The organism is Rhizobium sp. C104 (assembly GCF_022354505.1).
GTDB classification, from domain to species: Bacteria; Pseudomonadota; Alphaproteobacteria; order Rhizobiales; family Rhizobiaceae; genus Rhizobium; species Rhizobium redzepovicii.
On record NZ_CP092350.1, the window covers coordinates 481814 to 506564 of the forward strand.

Here is a 24751-nt window from a genome sequence, read left to right on the forward strand (position 1 = left end):
TTACACGGTGTTAATCCGGTTGCGCGCAAGCGCCCGGCGCAACCGCGTGCCGGAGCTCTGACTATTGGCGGCGGCCTCTTCCGATCTCGCCGCGAAGGATAAATACCAGCAAGGCGACCGCCATCGTCGCCAGCCCGTACCAGGTGATCGCATAGACGAGATGGTTGTTGGGGAAATGGATGACGGTCAGGCCGCCGACGGGCAGACCGCCAGGATTGGCGGTTGCATCGGCATCGATGAAATAGGGCGCGACCGCGCCGACGCCGCGCTTTTCAGCGATCGCCGCGACATCGCGCGAATACCAGCGGTCGGCCGCGGCATCGTTGGATTGCAACAGCGATCCCTTCGGTTCGGTCATCCTGATCAGACCGGTAATCTCGATCGGGCCTGACAATTCGCCCGCGCGGCGCGTGGCCGGATCGCGTCTGTCCATCGGTACGAAGCCGCGATTGACGAGAATGGCAGTGCCGTCGGAAAGGGTCAGCGGCGTCATCACCCAATAACCCGGGCCGAGCGCGGTCGACGCATAGACCAGCGTCTCCCTATCGTTTGCCAATGTCCCGGTCGCACTCACCCGCCGATACTCGTCCTCGGCGGCATTGACCTTATCCCAATCGGCCTGTCCCGGCGCCGGAACCGGTGCCGCATGCACACGCTGATCGACGCGGGCGATGAGGTCGCGCTTCCAAGAGAGGCGTTGCACCTGCCAGGTGCCGAGCGCTGCGAGGGCTGCGGCAAGCAGCACCAGGCAGACGCAGAAGATTGCCCGTTTTGCCTGGGAAGGCTGTCTTTCAAATTGGTCCGAAGGAGCCACGCTCATGGGCTGAACCGATGCCGGCGGCGCTGCCGCCGGCGCTCCGTGACCATCACGGCATGTTCTTCATCATCTCGGGGCTCATCGGCATCATGTTGGTGTTGAGATGATGCATGACCCAGAGGGAACCGGAGAGCGCGATGGCGACGATGATGATGGTGAAGATCAGCGCCATCATTGTCCAGCCGCCCTCGCTGCGCGGGTTCATGTGCAGGAAGAAGACCATATGGACGACGATCTGGATGGCGCCGATGCCCATGACGAGCACCGCCGTCACCAGCGGGCTGGCGAACACGCCTGCCATGACGAGCCAGAAAGGAATGGCGGTCAGGATGACGGAGAGGGCGAAGCCCGTCATATAGCTGCGGAAGGTGCCGTGGCCGGCCTGATGGCCGTGGCTGTGGCCGTGGTGGGCCTCGTGGGCATCCTCATGTGCGGGTGCTTGCGAACTCATCCGAGAACTCCCAGGAGATAGACGAAGGAAAAGACGCCGATCCAGACGACGTCGAGGAAGTGCCAGAACATCGAAAGGCACATCAGCCGACGGCGGTTGGCTTCGACCAGCCCGTGCATCGACACCTGCACCATCAGCGTGATCAGCCAGATGATCCCGAAGGTGACGTGCAGCCCGTGCGTGCCGACAAGGGTGAAGAAGGAGGAGAGGAAGGCGCTGCGCGTCGGCCCGGCGCCTTCGTGGATCAGGTGGATGAACTCATAAAGCTCAAGCCCGATGAAGGCCGCGCCGAACAGACCGGTGACAGCAAGCCAGAACAGCGTTTCCGCCTTGGCGTTGCGCTCCATCTGCAGCATGGCGAAGCCGTAGGTGATCGAGGAGAGCAGCAGCATCGAGGTGTTCAGGGCGACGATCGGCAGATCGAAGAGATCGGCCGGCGACGGGCCGGCGGCATAATTGCGACCGAGCACGCCGTGGGTGGCAAACAGCACCGCAAAAATCAGGCAGTCGCTCATCAGGTAGAGCCAGAAGCCGAGATTGGTGCTGTTTTCCGGATGATGATCTTCCGTCAGGTAGAATTCAGGCTTTTCTGATGTGTCGATGGTCTGATCGCTCATGGTCATTACACCTGCTCGGCAAGCAGGGCGGTGCGCTTGCCTTCCGTTTCGGTCACCTCTTCGGCGGGGATGTGAAAGTCGCGTCGGTAGTTGAAGGTATGGCCGATCGCCACGACCAGCAGACCGATGAAGGAGACGACGACCAGCCACCACATATACCAGATCAGGCCGAAGGCCAGCGCGACGCTGATGCCCGAGAGGATGGCGCCGGTGCCGGTATTCTTCGGCATATGGATCGGCCGGAAGCCTTCCAGCGGACGCGCATAACCACGGTTCTTCATGTCGTACCAGCTGTCATGGTCATGGACGACGGGCGTGAAGGCGAAGTTGTAATCCGGCGGCGGCGAGGCGGTCGACCATTCCAGCGTGCGGCCGTCCCAGGGATCGCCCGTATCGTCACGCAGTTCCTCGCGCTTCATGAAGCTGACGACGATCTGGATCAGGAAGGCGGCGATCCCCAACGCGATCAGACCGACGCCGAAGGCGGCGATGATGAACCAGATCTGCAGCGACGGATCCTCGAACTGGCTCATGCGGCGGGTGACGCCCATCAGGCCAAGCACATAGAGCGGCATGAAGGCGAACCAGAAGCCGATCTGCCAGAACCAGAAGCTCAGCTTGCCCCAGAAGGGGTCGAGCTTGAAGCCGAAGGCCTTCGGGAACCAGTAGTTCACGCCGGCGAACATGCCGAACAGAACGCCGCCGATGATGACGTTGTGGAAATGGGCGATGAGGAACAGCGAATTGTGCAGCACGAAGTCGGCCGGCGGCACGGCAAGCATTACGCCGGTCATGCCGCCGATGACGAAGGTCACCATGAAGCCGACCGTCCACAGCATCGGCACCTCGTAGCGGATGCGGCCGCGATACATGGTGAACAGCCAGTTGAAGATCTTGGCGCCCGTCGGGATCGAGATGATCATCGTGGTGATGCCGAAGAAGGAGTTGACGGAAGCACCCGATCCCATCGTGAAGAAGTGGTGCAACCAGACGATGTAGGACAGGATCATGATCACGCAGGTGGCGTAGACCATCGAGGCGTAGCCGAAGAGGCGTTTGCCGGAGAAGGTGGCGACGACTTCGGAGAATATGCCGAAGGCCGGCAGCACCAGGATGTAGACTTCCGGATGGCCCCAGATCCAGATGAGGTTGATGTACATCATCGGGTTGCCGCCGAGATCATTGGTGAAGAAGTTCGTGCCGGCATAGCGGTCGAGCGACAACAGGGCAAGCGTTGCAGTCAGGATCGGGAAGGAGGCGACGATCAGCACGTTGGTGCAAAGCGCCGTCCAGGTGAAAACAGGCATCTTCATGAAGGTCATGCCCGGCGCGCGCATCTTGACGATGGTGGCGATCAGGTTGATGCCCGACAGCGTCGTGCCGACACCGGCCACCTGCAGGCCCCAGATATAATAATCGACGCCGACACCCGGACTGTAGGCGGCGCCCGATAGCGGCGGATAGGCGAGCCAGCCGGTCTGGGCGAATTCGCCGATGAACAGCGACAGCATGATGATGATCGCGCCGGCGGTGGTCATCCAGAAGGAGAAATTGTTGAGGAACGGGAACGAGACGTCGCGCGCGCCGATCTGCAGCGGCACGACGAAGTTCATCAGGCCGGTGACGAAGGGCATCGCCACGAAGAAGATCATGATGACGCCGTGGGCGGTGAACACCTGGTCGTAATGGTGCGGCGGCAGGTAGCCTTCGGAGCCGTTGAAGGCGATCGCCTGCTGGATGCGCATCAGGATGGCGTCGGAGAAGCCGCGCAACAGCATGATGACGGCGAGGATCACATACATGATGCCGATCTTCTTGTGATCGACGCTGCAGATCCAGTCGTTCCAGAGCGGGCCCCAGAACTTGAAATAGGTGATGGCGCCGAGCACGGCGAGGCCGCCGATGACAACGCCGATGAAGGTCACGACCAGGATCGGCTCGTGATAGGGGATGGCATCGAGGGTCAACCGGCCGAAGACGAACTTCAGGAGGTCAGGATTGGAAAACATGGAACAACCCGTTCATTATGTCTTGCGACGCAAAGCGCCAGGTTAATTGTTGTTGTTGAGCTGCGCCGGCGCCGGATCGGCGCCGTTGTTCATGCCGGGCATGGAATGGCCGTCATGCCGCATGCCCGCACCGGGCGTGCTGTCCATGCCCTGCATGCCGGGCATGTCGTGCTGCATGCTGTTGCCATCGCTTGTGTTGGCCGGTTCGCTGCGCGCCGGAGCACCCGTCGCCGGCACGGTGGCGGCAGGCGCCACGATGCCTTCGTCGGCATGGCGATTGTCATATTGCAGCTTGTCGTGATTCTCGGCACTTTCCTTGCCGCCGCCGCCCGTCATGTCGATGTGCATCATCTCGTTCATGCACATCTTGCCCGGCGTGGCGCACATGTTGAGGATGGCCTCGTAGAGATCGGCATCGGCGCCGGCATAATAGCGCACCGGCTCCTTCTCGCTCGGCTTTTCGAGCTTCAGATAGGCGTCGCGGTTAAGTATGGTGCCCTGCTGCTTGACCTTGGCCACCCAGGCGTCGAAGCCTTCGCGGGTGAGGCCGTGGAACTTGAAGCGCATATGCGAGAAACCCGAGCCGCTGTAATTGGCGGAGAAGCCCTCATACTCGCCCTCTTTGTTGATGACCGCGTGCAGCTTGGTCTCCATGCCCGGCATGGCGTAGATCTGGCCGGCAAGGGCGGGGATATAGAAGGAGTTCATCACCGAGGAGGCGGTAATCTTGAAATTGATCGGCATATCCACGGGCGCGGCGAGCTCGTTGACGGTGGCGATGCCGAGTTCGGGATAGAAGAACAGCCACTTCCAGTCGAGCGCCACGACCTCGACGGTCAGCGGCTTGGTATCGGCCGGGATGGCGCGCGCCGCATCGAGGCGGTCGAGCGGGCGGTAGGGATCGAGCTTATGGGTGGAAATCCAGGTGACGGCGCCGAGCGCGATGATGATCGCCAGGGGTGCAGCCCAGATGACGATTTCGAGGCGGGTCGAATGGTGCCATTCCGGCGCATAGGTTGCGGCCGTGTTGGAGTGGCGGTAGCGCCAGGCGAAGAGCAGCGTCAGGAAGATCACCGGGATGATGATCAGAAGCATCAGCACCGTCGAGATGACGATGAGATCACGCTGTTGCACGGCGATGTCGCCGGACGGCGCCATGACCACCATGTTGCATCCTGCCAGGAAAAGCAGCGGCAAGACGGATAGAAGGCGGGAAAACTTCATGAGTTTTGGCACGTCTCTAAGCTCTTGTTGTTTCGTTTGTTCCGCGACTAAAGCACTGAACCAGATCGCGACATGAGGTGTTTGGTCGCAGTGCAGCAAGCATGCCGCACTGCGGCGTAAATGCCGTTGTCCTATAGCGTTGAAATCCTGAGGAAATCCAGAAGGATTCTTTCGCCAGCGCATGTTTCAACTCAATATATCCGCAAGAACCGGCCAGGCCAGCATTTGCAGGGGAAATCACCGTCCGGATCACGCAAATTTTTCCCATCCACACTTCATTTGCGCCGCGATGATCAACTATTTCAGTCTTGCGGACTTGATAAGCCTGCGGGTTTGATCAAGATCACGCTTGGGGCGCCTTGCCGGAAGCGCCTTAACGAGGAGGCGTTTATGGCAACAACATCGCATTACGGACCGTCGTCATCGTCGCTGGAACGCGACGCGCGGCGTATTCACGACGACAAACCGGTTTCGCCAGGCAGCATCGCCATCGGCGTGGTCATCGGCCGCATGTCGGAATTCTTCGATTTCTTCGTCTACGGCCTCGCCTCCGTCCTGGTCTTTCCACAGCTCGTCTTCCCATTTGCGCCCGACCGGCTGACGGGCACGCTCTATTCCTTCGCCATCTTCTCGCTCGCCTTCCTCGCTCGTCCCGTCGGCTCCGTCGTCTTCATGACGATTGACCGGATGTACGGGCGCGGCACCAAACTGACCATCGCGCTCTTCCTGCTCGGCGGCTCGACGGCCTCGATCGCCTTCCTGCCGGGTTACGAGGAGATCGGCGTCTGGTCGATCGCGCTCTTGGCGCTCTTCCGTCTCGGCCAGGGTTTTGCGCTCGGCGGCGCCTGGGACGGTCTTGCCTCGCTGCTGGCGCTCAATGCGCCGGCCAATCACCGCGGCTGGTATGCGATGATCCCGCAGCTCGGCGCGCCGATCGGCTTTGCGCTGGCAAGCACGCTGTTCGGTTATTTCGTCGCCAATCTTTCCAGCGAGGATTTCCTCTCCTGGGGCTGGCGTTATCCGTTCTTCGTCGCCTTCGCGATCAACGTCGTGGCGCTGTTTGCGCGTCTGCGCCTGGTCATGACCAAGGAATTCGGCACGCTGCTCGAACAGCACGAGCTCGAGGCTGCACCGATCCTCGACGTGCTGCGCGTTCATGGCCGCGACATCCTGATCGGCGCCTTCGTGCCGCTCGCCAGTTTCGCCATGTTCCACCTCGTCACCATTTTCCCGCTCGGCTGGATGAGCCTTTACGGCAACCAGCCGATCGGCGCCTTCATGGTGGTGCAGGTGGTCGGCGCCATGGTCGGCATCGTCGCCATCGTCGCGTCGGGCCTGATCGCCGACCGCATCGGCCGGCGCGCCCAGCTTGCCATCTGTGCGGTCATCATCGCCGTCTTCAGCTTCGTCGGGCCGATGCTGATCGCGTCGGGCAACAGCGGCCATGACGCCTTCGTCATCATCGGCTTCGGCGTGCTCGGCCTGTCCTTCGGCCAGGCGACCGGCTCGATCTCCTCGCGCTTCGGCCGCGGCTATCGTTACACGGGTGCTGCCTTCACCTCGGACCTCGCCTGGCTGATCGGCGCCGGCTTCGCGCCGCTGGTAGCGCTCAGCCTCTCCAGCCGCTTCGGCCTGACCTTCGTCGGCTACTACCTGCTCTCTGGCGCCATTTGCACGCTGGCGGCGCTCGCCTTCAGCAGGGCACTGGAACAGCGCGAATAGTGTAAACTGCAGCAGCACGCCGAAAAGTCCGGCGTGCTGCCTCATTCTCTATGGTATCGAAGAGCGGCGCCGCCAAATTGATGAAGCACTTGTTGGTCGTGAGCGATATCCACGGCTTTCCCGGAACTTTCGCCGAACTCTTGGATGTTGGGTGCCCTGAGCACCGCTTACTACAGCTGGCCGACCTGAGCGGTGGCGCCGGTCTGCGCGGAGACGAGCTCCACCACCATCTTTTCAACGAAGACGGCATGCGGCATGCGGTTCGGGCACTTCGCGAGATGGACGGACGCACGTGCTTAGGGATCGGTTTTAGCGCCGGTGGAACTGCTTTGTGGAATGCGGTCAAAGAGGGGCTGGAGCTTGAGGCCCTGATCTGCGTGTCATCAACCAGATTGCGCTTCGAAACGTCTCCATTGCATATACCCACAATGGTAGCCTGGGGAGAACTCGATCCATATCGGCCGCCTGAAAGCTGGAACAACATTGTTCCCAAGCGTTGGAAATCCTATGCCGGCAAGCAGCACGATTTTTACCGTACCGACGCGCTGACAGCTGGATCTCCGTTACGGGCAGAGATTGCCGCTTTCATCGAAGGCCTCTTCGCATAGCGCATATCTGCGTCACTTCGGCTGACCTTAGTAGGCTACTCCGCCGGGTCGCCAGCCCCTCATCGGCCTGCCGGAGGGGAGCTGATCCGAAGGCGGTCTGGATTCCGCACGAAGTTGTTGAAGAAGATGGCGCGCGAACTGGTCATTTCACGCACATCGTTTTTCGTGGCCTATCGTGTCCGCCAAAAACTCAAACATGTGGAAATATTGTGCCGTGGTCCACGGCACGCAAAAATGGCCACCGAAATCTCGATCTGCAATCTTATTGCGCCATTTGCGGCTGCTTCGCAGCCCGGGCCGCCGTCAGTTCCGCGGTGGTGTGGTTCAGGCGGTCGGCGAGCACGCGCATGATTTCAACGGCCATTTCGGGGAAGTCGCTGAGCAGCTTCAGGAAGTGTTCCTTGCTGATGCGCAGCACCTCGAGCGGCGAGGTGGCGCGCACCGTTGCCGTGCGCGAGACATCGCAGAGGATGGCGATTTCGCCGACGATGGAATTGAGTTCGACATCGGCGACCTTGATCTCGCCGGCCGGCGAGGAGACGATGATATCGGCGGTGCCGGAGAGGATGACATAGGCAGCGTCGCCCACATCGCCCTGATGGAAGAGGTTCTGTCCGGCCTTGTAGGTCATGCGGTCGGAGGTGAAGGCCAAAAGCTTGAGCTTGGCTGGCGCGATCCTTGAAAAGATCGGCACGCGCCGCAGCATTTCCACTTCGTCTCTCAACAGCATGAGCGTTTCAATCCCCTGACGCAGGGTTCTTGGAACCTGGCGCCTTCAATTCCTGGCGTCCCCCGGGAACACCTACCATCGCCGCCCCTATAGAATATTACGATAACAGTTCCTTGAACATCCCGTTTTTCTCGGAAAGTTCGGGATAGTTTCCAGCTTCGGCCAAGCCGCCGCGGTCGAAGAGCAGGATCCGGTCGAACATCTCGGCAAGGCGCGCATTGGAGAGCACCCAGATGATCGACGGCCGCTTGCCTTCCTCGTGCAGGTCCTGGACGATGTTGCGGGTGATCTGGTCCTGAACGCGCTGGTCGAGCGCCGACAGCGGCCGGTTGAAGATGAAATAGTCCGAGCGTTTCAACAGCGCACGCGCCAGGTTGAGCTTCTGCCGCTGCACCATGGTCAGCCGCTTGCCACCGGAGCCGACGTCGAATTCCAGCCCGATCGACAGGACATCGTCATAAAGATCGAGCGCGTCGAAGAGTTCGCCCATGATGGCGCGGATGCGATCGGAGGCGTCGGCCTGCTGGTAGGCGATGCGGCCGAAGAGCACATTGTCCATCAGGCTTGCCGACGGGGTGAAACGCTCGGCGTCGTAGCGCTCGATCAGCTCGCCAAGATCGGCCGGGATATGCTCGTGGAACTGCTTGCGGGCGCTGACGATCTTGTCCATCAGCTCGTCGGTCAGCAGACCGAAGCGGTGGCGCGGTTCGATATAGGCAAAGCTCAGCCGGATGATGGCCGAGCGTTCCTCGGGTGTGGCGTCCTCGAAGCGGCGGCTTTGCAGCTTCTGCAGCAGCGCCTGGTAGGTCGGAATGTCGTCCGCCGTCATGAACGTCAGTTGCTGGAAGAACGGATGGTCCGGCGGCAGGTCGTGGAAGAGTTCGACGGCGTTCTGTGCAATCTCCAAGCCCATGGCGTAGAGATCGGTGCTCAAGCCCGTCTCGCGGAACAGCTGCTGGAAATAGGGATGGGCGGCAAGCCGGCGATTGGTCATCAGCGGTCGCTTCATCGTGCCGAAGAGCAGGTTTTCGCCGACCGTTGCCTGGGGGTTATAGGCGTCGAAGTCGAATGGCACGACGATGCCGTCGAGCCCTTCGTCGCGCAGCCGGTCTCTCAGCGAAGCGCGCAGGGCGACGACATGGTCGCTGACCGCGACATGCACGTCGGTATTGACGGTCGAGCGCAGCGCCAGGTCGAGGATGTCCTGCGAGATCAGCACGGCGTCGAGCACCGGCCGGATGGCTTTCAGCAGATCCTCCGGCCCGCTGGCGCCGGCCGCCTGGTAATCCACCCAGTCGCTGTTGAGATCGAGCGTCGGATTGCCGGCCTTCACTGCCTCGACGGAATGCCATTTATATTCGAGCGCTTCCTTCTCGTCGTAGACGGGATCGGTCATCGGCGCGTGTTTGAGGCCGTAAAGCAGATTGCTGGCGAGCGTGCCGTGGAAGAAGAAGGTATCGGCCGAGGCATAGGAGATCCGCCGGCCGGTGATCGATTCCGGCAGATCCAGCAGGTCGCGGCCGTCGATGGTGATGCGGCCGGAATCGGGCCAGACCATGCGGCCGAGCGCTTCGGCGAAGGCTTCCGCGCCGCTGCCGTTCGGGCCGACGATCGCCACCGTCTCGTTCGGCTTGATCTCGACGGAGACGTGGTCGACGAGGCGGGCGCCGCTGTCGTCGGAGAGTGAGAGATTGGTGACGACGAGCGCACTCGTCAGCGCGCCGACGGGGGCGGTGGCCAGCTCCTGGATGCGGCTGTCGATCAGCGGCTCGACATTGAACTGCTCGTAGACCTGCTGGTACTTCACCTGCACGTCCTGGCGCATCTGGTCCCAGTCGATCAGCTCCTTCAATGGCCCGGGCAGGTCCTTGTAGGCTGATATGACGGCGACGAGCTGGCCGATGTCGAGCCGGCCCTGCAGCGCCAAGTAGCCGCCGATCGCGTAGAACAGGAAGGGTGTCACCTGGGCAAGGAAGTTGTTGATGAACTTCACCAGGAACTTCCACTGGTAAAGGTCGTAACGGATCGAAAAGATCCGGCCGAGCCGCGAGGCAATGTCGGCGCGCTCGAGGTTGGAGGTGTCGTTGCCGTGGATCGTGCCGATGCCGTCGACGATTTCGCCGACACGGCCGGAAAGCTCGCGCGCCGTCAGCTGCCGCTGGCGGCCAAGGTCCAGCAGGCGCTTGCGCATGCGGGGAATGACGACGGCCTGTACGCCAACGATGCCGGCGGCGATCATGCCGAGCCAGAAATTCTGGACGATGATGAAGGCGAGGGCGGTGATCGCCTGGCCGCCGAGAAGGGCAGGCGAGACGAAGGCATCACCGGTGAAGCCGCCCATCGGCTCCACCTCGTCCTTGATCATCGTGGCGATCTCGGCCGATTTCACCCGCTTGAAGTGGATAGGCGGAAAACGTAAGACCCGGTCGATCAGTTCGAAGCGGATACGGCGCAGCATGCGCTCGCCGAGCCGGCCCTTATAGGTGTTGATATAGAACTTGAAGAGGCCGTTCAGCACCACCAGCGCAAGGAACACCAGGCTGAGGGCCATCAGCATCTGGAAACGGTTGAGCTGCAAGCCTTGAAAAAATTCGACATGGCCGATCAGCGGAATGTCGTAGGCGATGTGCATGAAGGTCTGCCTTGCGCCTGGACCTTCGAAACCGTCGCCCTGGATCGGTCCGTTGACGATCTGCTTCGGCAGGTCGAAAGACAGGAAATAGGGCACCATCGAGGCGGCGACGACGGCCAGAATCCACAGCTGCTGCAGCCGCGTGTTCTTCCAGATGTAGCGGGCGAGGCTTTTTTCCATGGCTAACCGTCAGCGTGCTGGGAAATTCCGGGGGCCGGGATGGGGAGCAATTCTGAGAACAGGACCATGCAGCCGGACCGCCGATATCGCAATGAAAACAAGGCGAAGAGACCGGCTGCAGAAAGGCCGATTCTCGCCGGAACTTTGCTTATATCACAGGAATTTTGGATTGCAGCGCCGTGCGTCTGAAAAGACGCGAAAAGGACACCGTAGCACTTGGAATTGCTGAATAATTTTATCCTTGAATCGATTCCGATTAACGGAAATGCGGGGCAGCAGGCGGCTCGGCGGTCATCCGGAGATCGGCGCTGCGAGCAAAAGAAACCCCCGGAAAAACCCGGGGGCTCGTCAATTGCAGATCTCAAGAGAGGTCGCGCTCAAGCCGCGACTGCTCGCAGCATGGCGTTTGCAGTGGAGCAGCTCAACGCTTCCGCGATCATGTCGGCATCCTCATCACTGATGCCGAACAAACCGAAGCGAAGCTGATAGCCCCAATTGGGGCCGACCCGTGTGAAGGCCAGCCGGTCAAGCAGGGGCCGGATCGGGGTTTCCTCTGCCGGCTGCCAATCGACATCGCGACGCCAGGGCCTGAAACCGCTTTCCATCTCCACCTGGTATGGCGCGCCGTCACGAGCCGCGCCGATCGCGGTGAAAGCCTGCAGGCGGTCCTTGCCGCCAAAGACGACGGTGGGCGAGTAGTAGATCACGCGATCCCCAGGCGTGATGCGCCTGAGGGGTGATGCCTTGCCGTGACAGACCTGCATGAAGCCGGCTTGACGGCCGATGCGGACATGCTCTGCGGAAGCGACGGCGATCCAGGCTCTGGCCATGGCTCAACCCTCCTCGGTCAAGGTGTAGACGCGCAGGCGATGCCCATCGGGATCGGCGGCGACAAAGCTTCGGCCGAAATCGAGATCGGTCGGCGCCATGACGATATCAGCGCCCTTGGCCCGCCAATCGGCGTGGGTCGCATCGACGATGTCTGATGTCGCGACCTTAAAACCTATGTCGCAGCCGCCGCCCGCTGCTGCCGGCGCGGGCTCCACGCCCGCTTTGCCCCAGAGACCGAGCCCCAGGCCGGAGGGCAAGATGAACATGGCGAAGGTCGCGCTCGCCTCCACGGGCTCCTTCCCGAGCAGGCTGGTGTAGAAGCGGGCGCTTGTCGGGGCATCGGTCACGTAGAGAAGAATGCTGTTGCTGGCGGTCATAAGGCGCTCCTGTTGTTCGTTGGACAGTAGAAGCTTATGACCAGACACTGCCAATTTCTGGCAGTATCATGCGTCACGATGCGATATTCCCTGGATCTCCCGCCATTGTTTCAGCAGCGCCTGCCGGCGCTTGGGATACCGTGCGTCGAGCACCTGCGCATGAACAATTCGATCCGTGCGAAACGAGCGGAAATCCTGGCGCAGTTCGCACCAGCCGAGAAGGAGGCGCACCTGGTCGAAAAAAGCCAGCGCGAACGGCCACACCACACGCTCCGATGCCACGCCGGCCCCGTCGCTATAGGAGATCAAAAGCTTGCGTTCGGTGCGGATCGCCTTGCGCAGAAGCGCCGGATCGACCTGGTCGACAGGGAGTTTGACCCCAGGCCCCACCAGGAGGGCGGATGCATCCAGTGCGTCGCGCAATTCGGGCGGCAGCACGGCGGCAATCCGCGCCAGCGCATTTCGCGCCGCATCGCGCAAATGATCGTCCCCTCTATCCGCCACCCATCGGGAACCAAGGACGAGCGCTTCGATCTCCTCCGGCGGAAACATCAGCGGCGGCAGGAGAAATCCGGGTTTCAAAATATAACCGACACCCGGTTCGCCCTCGATCGCTGCGCCTTGGGCCTGAAGGCTGGCGATATCCCGATAGAGGGTGCGGATACTGACGCCGATCTCGTCGGCCAGCACCCCGCCACTGACCGGCCGGCGGTGGCGGCGCAATACCTGGAGAAGGTCGAGAAGGCGTTCGGAACGGGACATGCGGTAAGCTTATACAGGCTTGCTGCTGCCAGATACTGGCAGGACGAGATTTGCCCGGATTTGCCGAAACCGTGCGCCCACTTCTTTAGCCGCCTGCGCTCATTGAGATACTCAAGACTTCGAATTGCCGACCAGCATGGAGCGGATTATGCCGGCGGTCTTCTCAGCGCCGTGGAGATCGAGCGAGACTGCCCCGCGGCGCGGCGCGGCGAGCGCTTTTTCGACCGCCTCCTTCACATGGCCGGGCGTCAGTCCCGTTTCGGGCAGTATGTCGGCGAAACCAAGCGCCTGCAGCCGCTCGGCGCGCACCGTCTGTTCGGTTTCGCCGCCGGCGACGAAGGGGATGAGGATTGCCCGGCATTCGGTACGCAGGAGATCGCCGACGGTGTTGTAGCCTGCCTGCGAGATCGAGACCTTGGCGCTGCGCAGCAGCGAGGGAAAATCCTTGCGGAAGCGGACCAGCGTCACGTTTGGTGCCGCATCCTCAGACAATGCCGCGAAATCGGCTTCCGGCAGATTCGGGCCTGCTATCAGCAGCCAGCGAAGGTTGCCGGGCAGGAGGGCGGCCGCGTCTTTTGCCGCGCCGATCAACGCCGCCCCGACCGCGCCGCCGCCTGCCGATGCGATAATCTCGAAGGTTTCAGTCGGTTCCGGCGCCGGCGGCGCTGCGACGAGGCCGGTATAACGCAACCTGTCGGCGATCTCTGCCGTCAGCGGAAAAGTATCCTCAAGCCTGGTGAAATCGGGATCGCCATGGACGAGCACCGCATCGAAATGATCCTTGACCAATGCTGCCGTCTCCGCGTCGCGGCCGGCCTTGCGGTTTTCTTGCAGGATGTCGCGCACCGAGCTTAAGAGTTTCGGCCGCGGTTCGGTTTTGTCGATCGCCGCCAGCAGCGGCAGCAGTTCGAAGCGCATCTGCCGCCGGCCGAAGGGGAAGGCTTCGATGATCACGACATCGGGCCTGGCGGCATGGAAGGCCTCAAGCAGCAGATCGCGGCGGGCATTGAGGAAATCCTCACCGGCGGGGCGGCCATCGGCGTCGGCGAGGCCGGAAAAGCCGGCATTGCTGGCGACGACCGGCGGCAGGGCCACGGTCTTGACGCCGTCGCCGGAAAAACCCGGCACCGGCAGGCCGCCGGTGACCACCGTGACGTCGAAACCGTCCTTGACGAGCGCATTGGCGATGCGGCTGGCGCGGGCGATGTGGCCGATGCCGAGCAGGTGCTGGACGTAGAAAAAGATGCGCGGTGCCGTCATGACTTCTGCCATTCGGCCTCGAACAGGCCGGTGAGCTGCCGAATGCTGGAGTGATAGTCGAAATCGTCGCGCACCCGCCTTTCAGCGGCGTCGCCGAGGCGCTTGCGGAGCGCCGGGTTGCGGATCGCCGTCTCCAGCGCTTTGGCAAGCCTACCCGGATCCTCCGGCGGCACGACCAGGCCGTTTTCGCCGTCCTCCAAAAGTTCCGGCACGCCGGATACCGCCGTCGAGAGGCAGACGAGGCGCTGGCTCGAAGCCTCCACAAGCACGTTCGGCAGGCCGTCGCGGTCGCCATTGGCGGCGATCCGGCAGGCGAGCGCGAAGAGGTCGGCGCGGCGGTAGTGATCGAGCACGTCTTCCTGCGCCATGGCGCCCTTCCAGACGATGCGGTTGGAGAGTCCGAGCTCGCTGGCGAGCGCCTTCAGTTTGGCAAGCTCCTCGCCGCCGCCGATATGGTCCATGCGCCAATGAAGGTCCTGGGATAGCAGGGCGAGCGCGCGCAGCAGCACGTCATAGCCCTTCTTCTCGACGGCCCGGCCGACGCTGAGGATGAAGGCGGGATCGTCAGGGTCGCTGCCGGTTCTCTCAGAACGCTCGCCGGCAAAATGGCCGAAACGGGCAAGATCGAGACCGTGGTAACTCAGGTGCACGGCATCCTTGCGGGATGTCAGGGCGCGCATGTGCTCATAACCTGTCCTGGTGCAGGTGACGGCCCAGCGGGCGCTGCCGAGTTTTTCCTGCAGCTCCCAGTCGGGCGACGTCCAGATATCCTTGGCATGGGCCGAACAAGTCCAGGGTGTGCCAGTGAGGATGCTTGAATATTCCGTCACCGAAGCCGGCGTGTGGATGAAATGGGCATGCAGCCATTCGCCCCTATCCGGCCATTCGCGTCCCAGCACCAGCGCCTGGCCGAGACGGCGGAAGCGGTTGCGGGAGATGTCGCGCTTGAGGTCGGCGAGGAAACGTTTGATCAGGACCTTGAAGCCGGGTTTTGAGAAGCCGGCAACCAGGCCTTTCAGCACGCGGATCGGCTCCTCATGCAGATATTCCGGCAGGTAGACGACCCGCGCCCTGATCTCGTCATGCACGGGATGGCGCTTCTTGTCGGTCGGCCGGCGCATCGAAATCAGCGTCAGGTCGAAGCCGGCCTTTTCCAAGCCGAGCAGCTCCTGGGCGATGAAGGTTTCCGAAAGGCGGGGATAGCCTTTCAGCACGACGAGGATCTTGCGGCGTGGCGGCAAGGCTGTGCCCTATTCCGCGACGAGGGAAAGGTGGCTGGCGCGGCCGTCGATCCATCGCCCGACCGTCTGCGAGATGTGGTCCAGCCCTTCAAGATGCATGTTGCTGCCGCTCTTCGACGGCGGCAGGCGGGAAGGCAGACGTTTCAGAGCCTCGGACATGATGGTGGGATCGGCCGATTGTTCCGGCAGCAGCATATCGACAAGGCCGAGCGCGCTTGCCCGCTGGGCACGAAGCAGCTGTTCCTCGCGCGGCTTGACGCGCGGCACGATGAGGGCCGGTTTGTCGAAGGAAAGGATCTCGCAATAGGTGTTGTAGCCGCCCATGGCGACGACGCCGGTGGCGCCGTCGATCAGCTCTTCCATGTGGTTGTCGAACTCGATCACCTCGATATAGGGGATGGCTTCGCCCTTCTGCACCAGCTTGGCCCGCTCGGCGGCCGGCATATAGGGCCCGAGCACGACAAGCGCTTTCTGCGTCAGCGTCGGATCGGCCTCGTAGGCGTTCATCACGTCGTGCACGAGATCGGAGCCGTCGCCGCCGCCGCCTGTGGTGACCAGGAGGTAATTATCCTTGCGGGCGTTGATCGAGCTCTTGCCCTTGGAGACGCTGCGCTGCAGAAAGCCGACGAAATCCATCTTTCGGCGCAGGCTGGCCGGCACGTCGAGACCCATAAGCGGATCGTAGAAATCAGGCGGACCATAGACCCAGACGCTGTCGTAATATTGGTCGATCTTCTGCATGATGCCGTTCCTCTTCCACTCGGCGTCGAGCAGATGCGGCGCGTCCATGATTTCGCGCAGGCCGAGCACCAGCACGGTGCCGCGGGCCTTGAGATAGGCGAGCGTATCCTCGACCTCGCCCTTCAATCCCATCGGCTCCTTGTCGACGATGAAGATGTCGGGCTGGAAGGTCTCGGCGGTGTGGCGGATGCTCGATTCGCGCATCTTCAGCGTTTCGTGCAGGTCGATATGGCTGGCAAGCGAGGTATATTCGCCGTTGCGCAGCTTGATGACGCTCGGGATCTTCACGAAGTCGACGCGGGCGCGGTAGTCGAAGGCGCCGGCGATCGTCGCGCCCGAAATGATCAGGATGTTGAGGCCGCGATAATCCTCGACCAGCGCATGGGCAATGGCGCGACAGCGCCTGAGATGGCCGAGGCCGAAGGTGTCGTGACTGTACATGAGGATGCGCGCATCTTCTAGACGTCTGGCCATGGGTGTTCCCTCCGGGGTGAACAGCATGCGTTAGTACCCCCACCGTCCGGAGGCCACGTGGCGGGGGCGGTGCCATAAGGCGCCGCCGGGTTTTCTGCTATTTGTAGGGATCTGCCGCATCACGCAAGCCGTCTCCCAGAAAGTTGAACGCCAAAATGACAAGAACAACAGGAATGATCGGATAGAGCAGCCAAGGATAAAAGGCGATAACGCTGACGCTTTTTGCCTCGGTCAGCAGAATGCCCCAGCTGGTGATCGGCGGGCGAAGGCCGAGGCCAAGGAAGGAGAGCGCGGTCTCGCCGAGGATCATGCCGGGGATCGAAATCGTCGCCGAGGCAATCAGATGCGACATGAAGCCCGGCACCAGATGCCGGCCGATGATGCGCGGCGTACTGGCGCCCATCAGCTGTGCCGCCTGGACGTAATCCTCCTCGCGCAGTGCCAGAAGCTTGGAGCGCACGGCTCGCGCCAGTCCCGTCCAGTCGATGATGCCGAGGATGACGGTAATGCCGAAATAGATGACGATCGGGCTCCAGGTCACCGGCATGATGGCGGCCAGCGCCATCCATAGCGGCAGGCTCGGCAGCGATTGCAGCACTTCGATCAGGCGCTGGACGACGAGATCGAAAATGCCGCCGCGATAACCGGCAAGGCCGCCGATGACGATGCCGAGCAGGAAGCTGATCGAAATGCCGATCAGGCCGATCGTCAGCGATATCCGCGCGCCGTAAAGAATGCGCGAGAGAACGTCGCGGCCGAGCCGGTCGGTGCCGAGCAGGAACATCTGCCCGCCGATCGCCGGGCAGACCAGATGATAGTTCGAGGCCGCAAAACCCCAGAATTTATAGGCATCGCCGCGGCAGAAAAAACGGATCGGCTGCACGTCGTTCGGCCGGTCGGTATAGACGCGGTGCAGCGTGTCGAGATCCAGCGTCATGCTGCGGCCATAGACGAAGGGGCCGACGAAATTGCCCTTGTCGAAGAAATGGACGCGCTGCGGTGGCGCATGGATGAAATCGACATTGCGCGTATGCAGGCCGTAGGGCGCCAGGAACTCGACGATCAGAATCATCGCGTAGACGGCGGCGAGAAAGATGCCGGAGATCAAGGCCAGCCTGTGCTGCTTGAACTTCCACCACATCAGCTGTTTCTGCGAAGCGAGATGGATGCGCGATTGCGCCGCCGTCATCGTTTCTGTCGCCAGCGGATCGAAGGGCGCGGTCGAGACGTAATGGGGAAGCGGCGCGCCGGGCGCGGGAAGGGGCGACATTATTTGGTGCTCCTGCCTTGCAGACGGATGCGGGGATCGAGGAAGCCGAGGGCGATGTCGGAGATCAGAACGCCGATGACGTTGAGGAAGGCGAGGAACATCAGGAAGGAGCCGGCGAGATACATGTCCTGGCTTTGCAGCGCCTTGATCAGCATCGGTCCCGTCGTCTCCAGCGACAGCACGATCGCGACGATCTCGGCGCCTGAAATGATCGACGGCAGGATCGAGCCGATATCGGCGACGAAGAAGTTGAGCGCCATGCGCAGCGGATATTTCAACAGCGCCCGCATCGGATGCAGGCCCTTGGCGCGCGCCGTCGTCACATATTGCTTCTGCATCTCGTCGAGCAGGTTGGCGCGCAGCCGCCGGATCATGCCGGCAGTCCCCGCCGTGCCGACGATGATGACGGGAATCCACAGGTGGGAGAGGATCGATCGCGCCTTCTCCCAGCTCATCGGCGCCGAGATATATTGCTGGTCCATCAGATGGCCGATCGAGATGCCGAACCAGATATTGGCGAAATACATCAGGATCAGCGCCAGCATGAAATTCGGAACGGCGATGCCGAGCAGGCCGAGGAAGGTCAGCCCGTAATCGCTCCAGCTATACTGGTGCGTGGCCGAATAGATGCCGATCGGAAAGGCGATCAGCCAGGTGAGCAGGATGGTCGTGAAGGAGACGAGGATCGTCAGCCACAGGCGCTCGCCGACCACGTCGGAAACCGGCATCTGGTATTCGAAGGAATAGCCGAAATCACCGTGCAGCATGCCGCCGACCCAGTAGAAATAGCGCACGATCTCCGGCTTGTCGAAGCCGTATTGCTGGCGCATCTCCTCGATTTCCTGGAGGTTGGCAGTCTCGCCGGAGGCGCGCAGCTCGGCGATCTGGCTCTCGAAGAAGTCGCCCGGCGGCAGCTCGATGATGGTGAAAACCAGCGCCGAAATGACGAAGAGCGTCGGCACCATGGCGGCGATGCGCCAGAGAATGTATCTGAGCACGCCTCAGGCCTCCTTGTACCAGAATGTATCCGGCATGTAGATGCCGAGATAGGAGGTGGGATCGAAGCCGTAGAGGGCTTTCTCCGGCAGGTTCTGCAGCTTGGCGGCGCAAAGGACCGGCTGCAGCGTGCTGTTGATCAGCCCGATCGAGAACACCTGCTGCGTATAGAGCGACAGCATCTTGTGCCAGATCACCTGGCGCTCCTCGAATTTCGCCGTCGAGCCCCACTGGCCGAGCAGGTCGACCAGTTCGGCCGCCTCCGGCAGGTCGGGGGCGGTGCCCTCCTGGCCGGCGGAGAGGTAATGCATGCCCCACAGCGGCCATTGCAACTGATCGTCCAGCGTCGGCGCCAGCCCCGAGGGTGACATGTCGGCGGTGGGAACACCATTGTCGAGGCCGTACCAGATCGACATCATGATCGAACCGCTCATGGCGCGGTTGCGGAAGACGTCGCGCTGCGACGTGCGTGTATAAAGCGCAAGGCCGATATTAGCCCAGTGATCGTGCACCAGCTCCAGCACGTCGGTATCGAGATTGCTCTCGCCGGCGGTCTCGACGGTGATCTCGGCGCGCCGCCCGTCCGGCAGCAGCCTTATGCCGTCATCGCCGCGCTTGGTCAGGCCGATCTCGTCGAGCAGCCGGTTGGCCTCGTCGGCATCGAACTTCACGAAGGCATCGGCATATTCCTGCTTGAACAGCGGGCTGTCGGGCAGGACGGTATCGGCGCTCGGCGTGCCCAAGCCGTAGAAGGCGACCATGTTGATCTCGTGCCGGTCGATCGCCAGCGACAAGGCGCGGCGCAGGCGCACGTCGCGGAAAAGGCCGCGCCATACCTCGTCGGCGCAGTTGAGGTTCGGCAGCAGCGTGATGCGCGAGCCGCGCGCCACCTTCCAGAGATTGACCTTCACCGGGAAGCGCTTCTCAGCTTCTTTCAGAAAGGTGTAGTCGTTGAAGTCGATGCCGGTCGCCTGCAGGTCGGCCTCGCCGGCACCCGCCTTGGCGGCGATGATCGACGAGGAGGAGACGTTGAGGATGAACCGGTCGAGATAGGGAAGCTGCCTGCCGGTCTCGTCGACGCGGTGGAAGAACGGGTTGCGCTCGAAGACGAACTGCTCGGCCGGCAGTGCCGTCGTGTTGCGCCAGGGATCGAGCGTCGGCAGGTTGGGATTCTCAGGCCGGTAGGAGCGGGCCATCTTGATGTGCAGGTCCTGCCATTTCTTGACGCGGTTGGTCTGCATCATCTGTTCCATCTTCGCCTGGTCGGGCTGGAACTTCTTATGGAATTGCTTGAGATAATGCGCCGGCCCGACGATGACGAGCGGGATCGGTCCTGCCAGCGTGGGCAGGAACATCGGGTTGGGTTTTTCCCAAGTGTAGCGCACCGTCAGCGGATCGAGCACCTCGAAACGCGGCAGGCTGCCGTGCGGGCGAAGCTCCAGCGCGCCGCCGCCAGGTGTCAGCTTGTCGTTCAGGATCACGTCTTCCCACCAGTAGCGGAAGTCGTCAGCCGTGAACGGCTCTCCATCGGACCATTTATGGCCTTCGCGCAGCCTGAAGGTGAAGACCGTGTCGTCTTCCGAGCTGAAATCGGCGAGGATATCCGGCTGGAACTGCAGGTGCTTGTTGTAGCCGATCAGCCGGGCATAGCCGTAGATCGTCATGAAGCGGATGTCGCGCTGGCTGCCGATGATGGTGCGCACCGTGCCGCCGTAGCTGCCGGGGGCAAGCCCCATCTCCTTCAGGTTGACGATGCGCGGGCGGGCGGGAATGCGCTCGGCCATCGGGGGCAGGCTGCCCGATGCCAGCCGCTCCTTGAGAAACTCAGGCTCGCCGGCCGGCTCCGCCCGAAGCACTGCAGGGGCGATTGCAGCGCCGACAAGGCCGCCCAGAAAGGTGCGACGCGTCACCATCCTCGCAACTCCTTGGCATCGGCGCCTTTGCGGGCGCGCACCAGATGGCCGTCGCCGAGATCGGCATAGGCAAGCTCGGCCGCGTCGTCATGCTCGGCGGTGAAGGTCACACCCCAGTTTTGCTTGTCTGCCGCGCCGTTTTCCCGGAGCGCCTTGAAATCGAGCGGCCGATCGAGATCGGGGAAGGGGACGGCGGCGAGCAGCGATTTCGTATAGGGGTGCACCGGATCGCGCAGGATGATCTCACGCGGCGCGATCTCGACGATACGGCCCTTGCACATCACGGCGATGCGGTCGGCCATGTAGTCGACGACGGCGAGATTGTGCGAGATGAACAGATATGTCAGCCCCAGTTCCTTCTGCAGGTCCTTCAACAGGTTGAGGATCTGCGCCTGGACGGAGACGTCGAGGGCCGAGACCGGCTCGTCGAGGATGATGAGCTTCGGGCCGAGGGCAAGCGCGCGGGCAATGCCGATGCGCTGACGCTGGCCGCCGGAAAAACTGTGCGGGTAACGGCTGAGGTAACGCTTGTCGAGGCCGATCGCCGCCATCAGCCCTTCGACCTTGCGCTTGTGCTCGTCACTGTCGCCGCGGTCGTGAATCTCCAGCGGTTCGCTGAGGATGTTGCGCACCGTCATGCGCGGCGAGAGCGAGGAGACCGGATCCTGGAACACCATCTGGATCTTGGTGCGCATGTCCTGCAATGCCTCGCCGCGTACCGAAAGCACGTCGATCACGTCCTTGCCGTCGTTGAACACCACCGAGCCGCTGTCAGGTGTGATGGCGCGCATCAGGATCTTGCTGAGCGTCGTCTTGCCGCAACCGGATTCGCCGACAAGGCCAAGGCATTCGCCGCGCCGGATGTCGAAGCTGACGTCGTCGACGGCGTGCACAACGGCGGCTTCGTGCTTGCCGAGAAAACTGCGCTTGCGCGTCTTATAAGTTTTCGAGAGGTTGGCGACCGAAAGCAGCGTGCCCGGCGCCTCCGCCTGCAACGGCTTCTTCTTGCCGACGAGGGTCTCGAGATTGACCGGCACGTCGCGCAGCGCCTTCAGCCGCTCGCCGGGCTTCATGTCGAAATGCGGAACGGCGGCCATCAGCGCCTTCAGATAGGCATGCTGCGGATTGCGGAAGATCGCTTCGACCGGCCCGGCTTCCATGATCTCGCCGTGATAGATGACGACCACCTCGTCTGCCATGTTGGCGACGATGCCGAGATCGTGGGTGATAAGCAGCATCGCCATGCCGAGCTTGGCCTGCAGTTCGCGCAGCAATTCGAGGATCTGCGCCTGGATCGTCACGTCGAGCGCCGTCGTCGGCTCGTCGGCAATCAACAGCGCCGGCTTGCAGATCAGCGCCATGGCGATCATTGCGCGCTGGCGCATGCCGCCGGACAGTTCGAACGGATACATGTCGTAGGTGCGGTGCGGATTGGTGAAGCCGACGAGGCCGAGCATTTCCTCGGTCTTCTCACGCGCTTCCTGCTTGTCGATCTCGGTATGGATCAAAAGCACTTCGCTGATCTGGTTTCCGACCGTATGCAGCGGCGAAAGCGAGGTCATCGGCTCCTGGAAGATCGTCGCCATGCGCCGGCCGCGCAGGTCGCGCATTTCCTCACTGTCGCGCGAGAGCGACAGGATATCGGTCGTGCTGCCGTCGAGCGGATCGGTGAAAAGAATGCTGCCGGAGGCCTTGGCCGGGTTGGGCAGGATGCCCATCACAGACTGGCTGATCACCGACTTGCCGGAGCCGGATTCGCCGACGAGAGCGGTAACCTTGCCCGGGAGGATGCGAAGATTGGCTTCCTTTACGACACGCAGCCGGTCGCCGAAAACCGAGAAGGAGACGTCGAGATTTTCAATACGCAACAAATCGGCTGCAGACGCCATACCAATGAAATTCCCCAGTCTTCTATGTTCCCGTTAAGGCACACTATCGTACCGCAAACGGGGTGTCTAGTTGATGACAATCAAGGGAAAACCGCCACATCTCGCCGAAGTTCCCCAGGCGAGAGGCGCAGATTCATAGCAGGCCTTAAAGGCTTTACTGGATGAACTTCTCCACGGTTGTGCGCTCGACGTGTTTCTTCGCGTCGCGGTGCAGGAGAATAACTTGCTCGGCCTCGGACAGCCCGTTCTGCACCGCCTCGCGGAAGCCATCGTCGACGTTGATCTCGGGGGCCGGCGCCCGTGGCTGCAGCACCGTCACCTTCTGGCGGATGCCGCGCAGCTTCTCTTCGCCGAGCGTCGTCCATTCGCCGCCGCAATAACCGGCAAAAGCCTGGCTCGCGACGACCTCACGGCCATATTTCTTGGTCAGGATCTGCAGCCGCTGCACCTCATTGACGGCCGAGCCGAAGGCGGAGAAGGTCAGCCGGTCTTTCAGGCCGACATTGCCGAACATGACGTTGCCAACATGCAGGCCGATGCCGTAGCCGACCTTGCTGAGGCCCTTCGCCTCGCGGTCCTTGTTGAGCTCGGCGACCCGCGCCTGCGCCTGATGGACGGCGGAAAGCGCTGCCTCGCAGGCGATTTTCGACGGGTCCTTGTGGCGCCCGCAGGGATAGACGGCGAGGAAGCCGTCGCCGAGGAAGCTTAAGATCTCGCCGCCGTTGCGATTGAAGGGCGCGGCGATCGCGTCGAAGAACTGGTTCAGCGTGTCGATGTAGGCCTGGCGGCCTTCCTTTTCGGCATACATCGTGGACTCGCGCATGTCGCCCATGACGAGCGCGGCACGGATCGTCTCGCCGTCGCCGCGGCGGATCTGGCCGTTCAGCACCCGTTTGCCGGCATCGCCACCGAGATAGGTGGTGAGCATGTTGTTGGCGAGCTTGCCGAGCACGGCCATCTTGGCGGCGACCGCCAGATGGTTCTGCATCCGGAGAAGCGCGTCGATCATGTCGTCGGAAAAGCCGTTATGATGGTCGGTCGACCAGGAGCCCATCATGCCCTGTACCGAGCCGTCGCCGAAGGGCTGCACGAAGGCGAGGTAATCGGTGATGGCGTCCTTGCGCAGGTCCTCGAAGATCGGAAATTCGGCCGGCCCTTCCTGCATCAGCCGGCGGCGGATGTGCTGCAGGTTGTTGTCGAGCAGGTAATAATAGGGGCTCTGCAGAAAACGGTCCGGCTTCTGGCCGGCCGGCATGCGGAAGCCCTCGATGGTGACGCCGCTGGCGCGCCGCCAGGTAAAGCTCAGCGCGTCATAAAGCGGATGCAGCATCGAAAAGGTCAGATGCACGCGCGCGATCGGCAGGCCGGCCGCCGCGATCCTTTCGCAGAAACCGCGCACGATGTTTTCAAGCTCGTCTCCGGCCAGCGAAGAGTTCGTCAGCCATTCAGCGACCCGGTCCAACAGGATGGAGGACACGCTGGATTCGATCGTGCTCATTCTCGGTATGATCCTCATAAGGCACGCCATCCCCAAGAGCCAAAAATCCCTCGGCCGGCACATTTTTATGCGCAGGTCACAAGGAAATCAGGATGTACGAGCGGTATTATTTGTCAACGATCTGCCGAAAGCCCGACAGCGGCACCCCTCTGCGCCCCTAGGAGACCGAACGGGCAGTCCTTTCACGGCAGTTTATTGTTGAAAGGCAAAATAGGGATGCTGCAAATGCGAAACAATGGGAGCGTAATTTTTTTGTGCGCTCAAGTTGCAACAAAGGATTGTGCCGGGGCATTTTGGCCACACCCGGGTAAGGAGCTTTGAGCAGCTCAGGACCCCTCCCCACAAGGGAGGGGCTTAGCTTGCCGCGTCGTCCTACTCAAAATTATCGCCGAGAACGCTTTGGCTGAAAGAGGGCAGGCCGGCGCCGCAGGTTGGCCCTCCCCCTTGTGGGGAGGGTTGGGGAGGGGTCTTGGTCGCCAACCGACGCTATTGCCGCCGGGGAGAAGAGG

20 protein-coding genes are annotated in these 24751 nt (G+C 62.0%); 2 read left to right on the top strand and 18 right to left on the bottom strand.

Annotated elements, in window-relative coordinates:
• Positions 1–61: 61 nt before the first annotated feature.
• Genes MF410_RS26685 through cyoA form a run of 5 tightly spaced genes read right to left on the bottom strand, consistent with a single transcriptional unit; the run spans position 62 to position 5130 of the window.
• Complete coding sequence (locus MF410_RS26685) at positions 62–820, bottom strand: SURF1 family protein (protein ID WP_131710726.1); 759 nt, start codon at positions 818–820, stop codon at positions 62–64.
• Positions 821–866: 46 nt separating this feature from the next.
• Positions 867–1268 (bottom strand): cytochrome o ubiquinol oxidase subunit IV, encoded by a 402-nt coding sequence (gene cyoD / locus MF410_RS26690; protein WP_097625645.1) that lies wholly within the window; start codon positions 1266–1268, stop codon positions 867–869.
• Entirely contained in the window at positions 1265–1885 is a 621-nt protein-coding gene (cyoC, locus tag MF410_RS26695) for a cytochrome o ubiquinol oxidase subunit III (protein ID WP_097625753.1), read from the bottom strand. Before cyoC ends, cyoD begins: the two co-directional genes overlap by 4 nt.
• 5 nt (positions 1886–1890) lie before the next feature.
• On the bottom strand, positions 1891–3894 hold the full coding sequence (cyoB, locus tag MF410_RS26700; RefSeq protein ID WP_097625644.1) for a cytochrome o ubiquinol oxidase subunit I: 2004 nt from the start codon (positions 3892–3894) through the stop codon (positions 1891–1893).
• 42 nt (positions 3895–3936) lie between these two features.
• Positions 3937–5130, bottom strand: coding sequence for a ubiquinol oxidase subunit II (gene cyoA / locus MF410_RS26705; protein ID WP_222134859.1), 1194 nt, complete (start codon positions 5128–5130; stop codon positions 3937–3939).
• Positions 5131–5508: 378 nt separating this feature from the next.
• Here cyoA and MF410_RS26710 point away from each other — a divergent pair, with 378 nt between their 5' ends.
• Both MF410_RS26710 and MF410_RS26715 read left to right on the top strand, forming a co-directional pair.
• On the top strand, positions 5509–6840 hold the full coding sequence (locus MF410_RS26710; protein ID WP_097625642.1) for an MFS transporter: 1332 nt from the start codon (positions 5509–5511) through the stop codon (positions 6838–6840).
• A gap of 50 nt (positions 6841–6890) precedes the next feature.
• Positions 6891–7448 (top strand): alpha/beta hydrolase, encoded by a 558-nt coding sequence (locus MF410_RS26715; protein WP_179867110.1) that lies wholly within the window; start codon positions 6891–6893, stop codon positions 7446–7448.
• A 262-nt stretch (positions 7449–7710) separates the two neighbouring features.
• Here MF410_RS26715 and MF410_RS26720 read toward each other — a convergent pair whose 3' ends face one another.
• The 13 genes from MF410_RS26720 to MF410_RS26780 form a co-directional block, all read right to left on the bottom strand.
• Positions 7711–8178: a cyclic nucleotide-binding domain-containing protein gene (locus MF410_RS26720; protein WP_003563501.1), complete on the bottom strand. Its 468-nt coding sequence runs from the start codon at positions 8176–8178 to the stop codon at positions 7711–7713.
• Between the two features lie 97 nt (positions 8179–8275).
• Entirely contained in the window at positions 8276–10990 is a 2715-nt protein-coding gene (locus tag MF410_RS26725) for an ABC transporter ATP-binding protein (protein ID WP_239620521.1), read from the bottom strand.
• Between the two features lie 377 nt (positions 10991–11367).
• Complete coding sequence (locus MF410_RS26730) at positions 11368–11820, bottom strand: EVE domain-containing protein (protein WP_097625640.1); 453 nt, start codon at positions 11818–11820, stop codon at positions 11368–11370.
• A 3-nt stretch (positions 11821–11823) separates the two neighbouring features.
• Entirely contained in the window at positions 11824–12198 is a 375-nt protein-coding gene (locus tag MF410_RS26735) for a VOC family protein (RefSeq protein WP_097625639.1), read from the bottom strand.
• 66 nt (positions 12199–12264) lie between these two features.
• The gene (locus MF410_RS26740; RefSeq protein WP_222134860.1) at positions 12265–12960 is read right to left on the bottom strand and encodes a YafY family protein; all 696 of its coding nucleotides are present in this window, start codon (positions 12958–12960) and stop codon (positions 12265–12267) included.
• Between the two features lie 111 nt (positions 12961–13071).
• Positions 13072–14220 carry a glycosyltransferase gene (locus tag MF410_RS26745; RefSeq protein ID WP_222134882.1) on the bottom strand — a complete coding sequence of 383 codons (1149 nt, stop codon included), beginning with the start codon at positions 14218–14220 and terminating at the stop codon, positions 13072–13074.
• Positions 14217–15461: a glycosyltransferase gene (locus MF410_RS26750; RefSeq protein ID WP_239620524.1), complete on the bottom strand. Its 1245-nt coding sequence runs from the start codon at positions 15459–15461 to the stop codon at positions 14217–14219. Before MF410_RS26750 ends, MF410_RS26745 begins: the two co-directional genes overlap by 4 nt.
• A 9-nt stretch (positions 15462–15470) precedes the next feature.
• Complete coding sequence (locus tag MF410_RS26755; protein WP_097625635.1) at positions 15471–16676, bottom strand: glycosyltransferase family protein; 1206 nt, start codon at positions 16674–16676, stop codon at positions 15471–15473.
• Positions 16677–16773: 97 nt separating this feature from the next.
• Positions 16774–17946, bottom strand: a complete 1173-nt coding sequence (locus tag MF410_RS26760) for an ABC transporter permease (protein WP_165503876.1) — start codon at positions 17944–17946, stop codon at positions 16774–16776.
• On the bottom strand, positions 17946–18944 hold the full coding sequence (locus tag MF410_RS26765) for an ABC transporter permease (RefSeq protein WP_088940698.1): 999 nt from the start codon (positions 18942–18944) through the stop codon (positions 17946–17948). Before MF410_RS26765 ends, MF410_RS26760 begins: the two co-directional genes overlap by 1 nt.
• A gap of 3 nt (positions 18945–18947) precedes the next feature.
• A complete protein-coding gene (locus MF410_RS26770) occupies positions 18948–20855 on the bottom strand; it encodes an ABC transporter substrate-binding protein (RefSeq protein ID WP_222134862.1) in 1908 nt (635 codons plus the stop codon).
• Positions 20849–22744 (bottom strand): ABC transporter ATP-binding protein, encoded by a 1896-nt coding sequence (locus tag MF410_RS26775; protein WP_183854701.1) that lies wholly within the window; start codon positions 22742–22744, stop codon positions 20849–20851. The genes MF410_RS26770 and MF410_RS26775 overlap by 7 nt, the downstream gene beginning before the upstream one ends.
• A gap of 154 nt (positions 22745–22898) precedes the next feature.
• Positions 22899–24242: an adenylate/guanylate cyclase domain-containing protein gene (locus MF410_RS26780; RefSeq protein WP_097625632.1), complete on the bottom strand. Its 1344-nt coding sequence runs from the start codon at positions 24240–24242 to the stop codon at positions 22899–22901.
• Positions 24243–24751 lie beyond the last annotated feature (509 nt).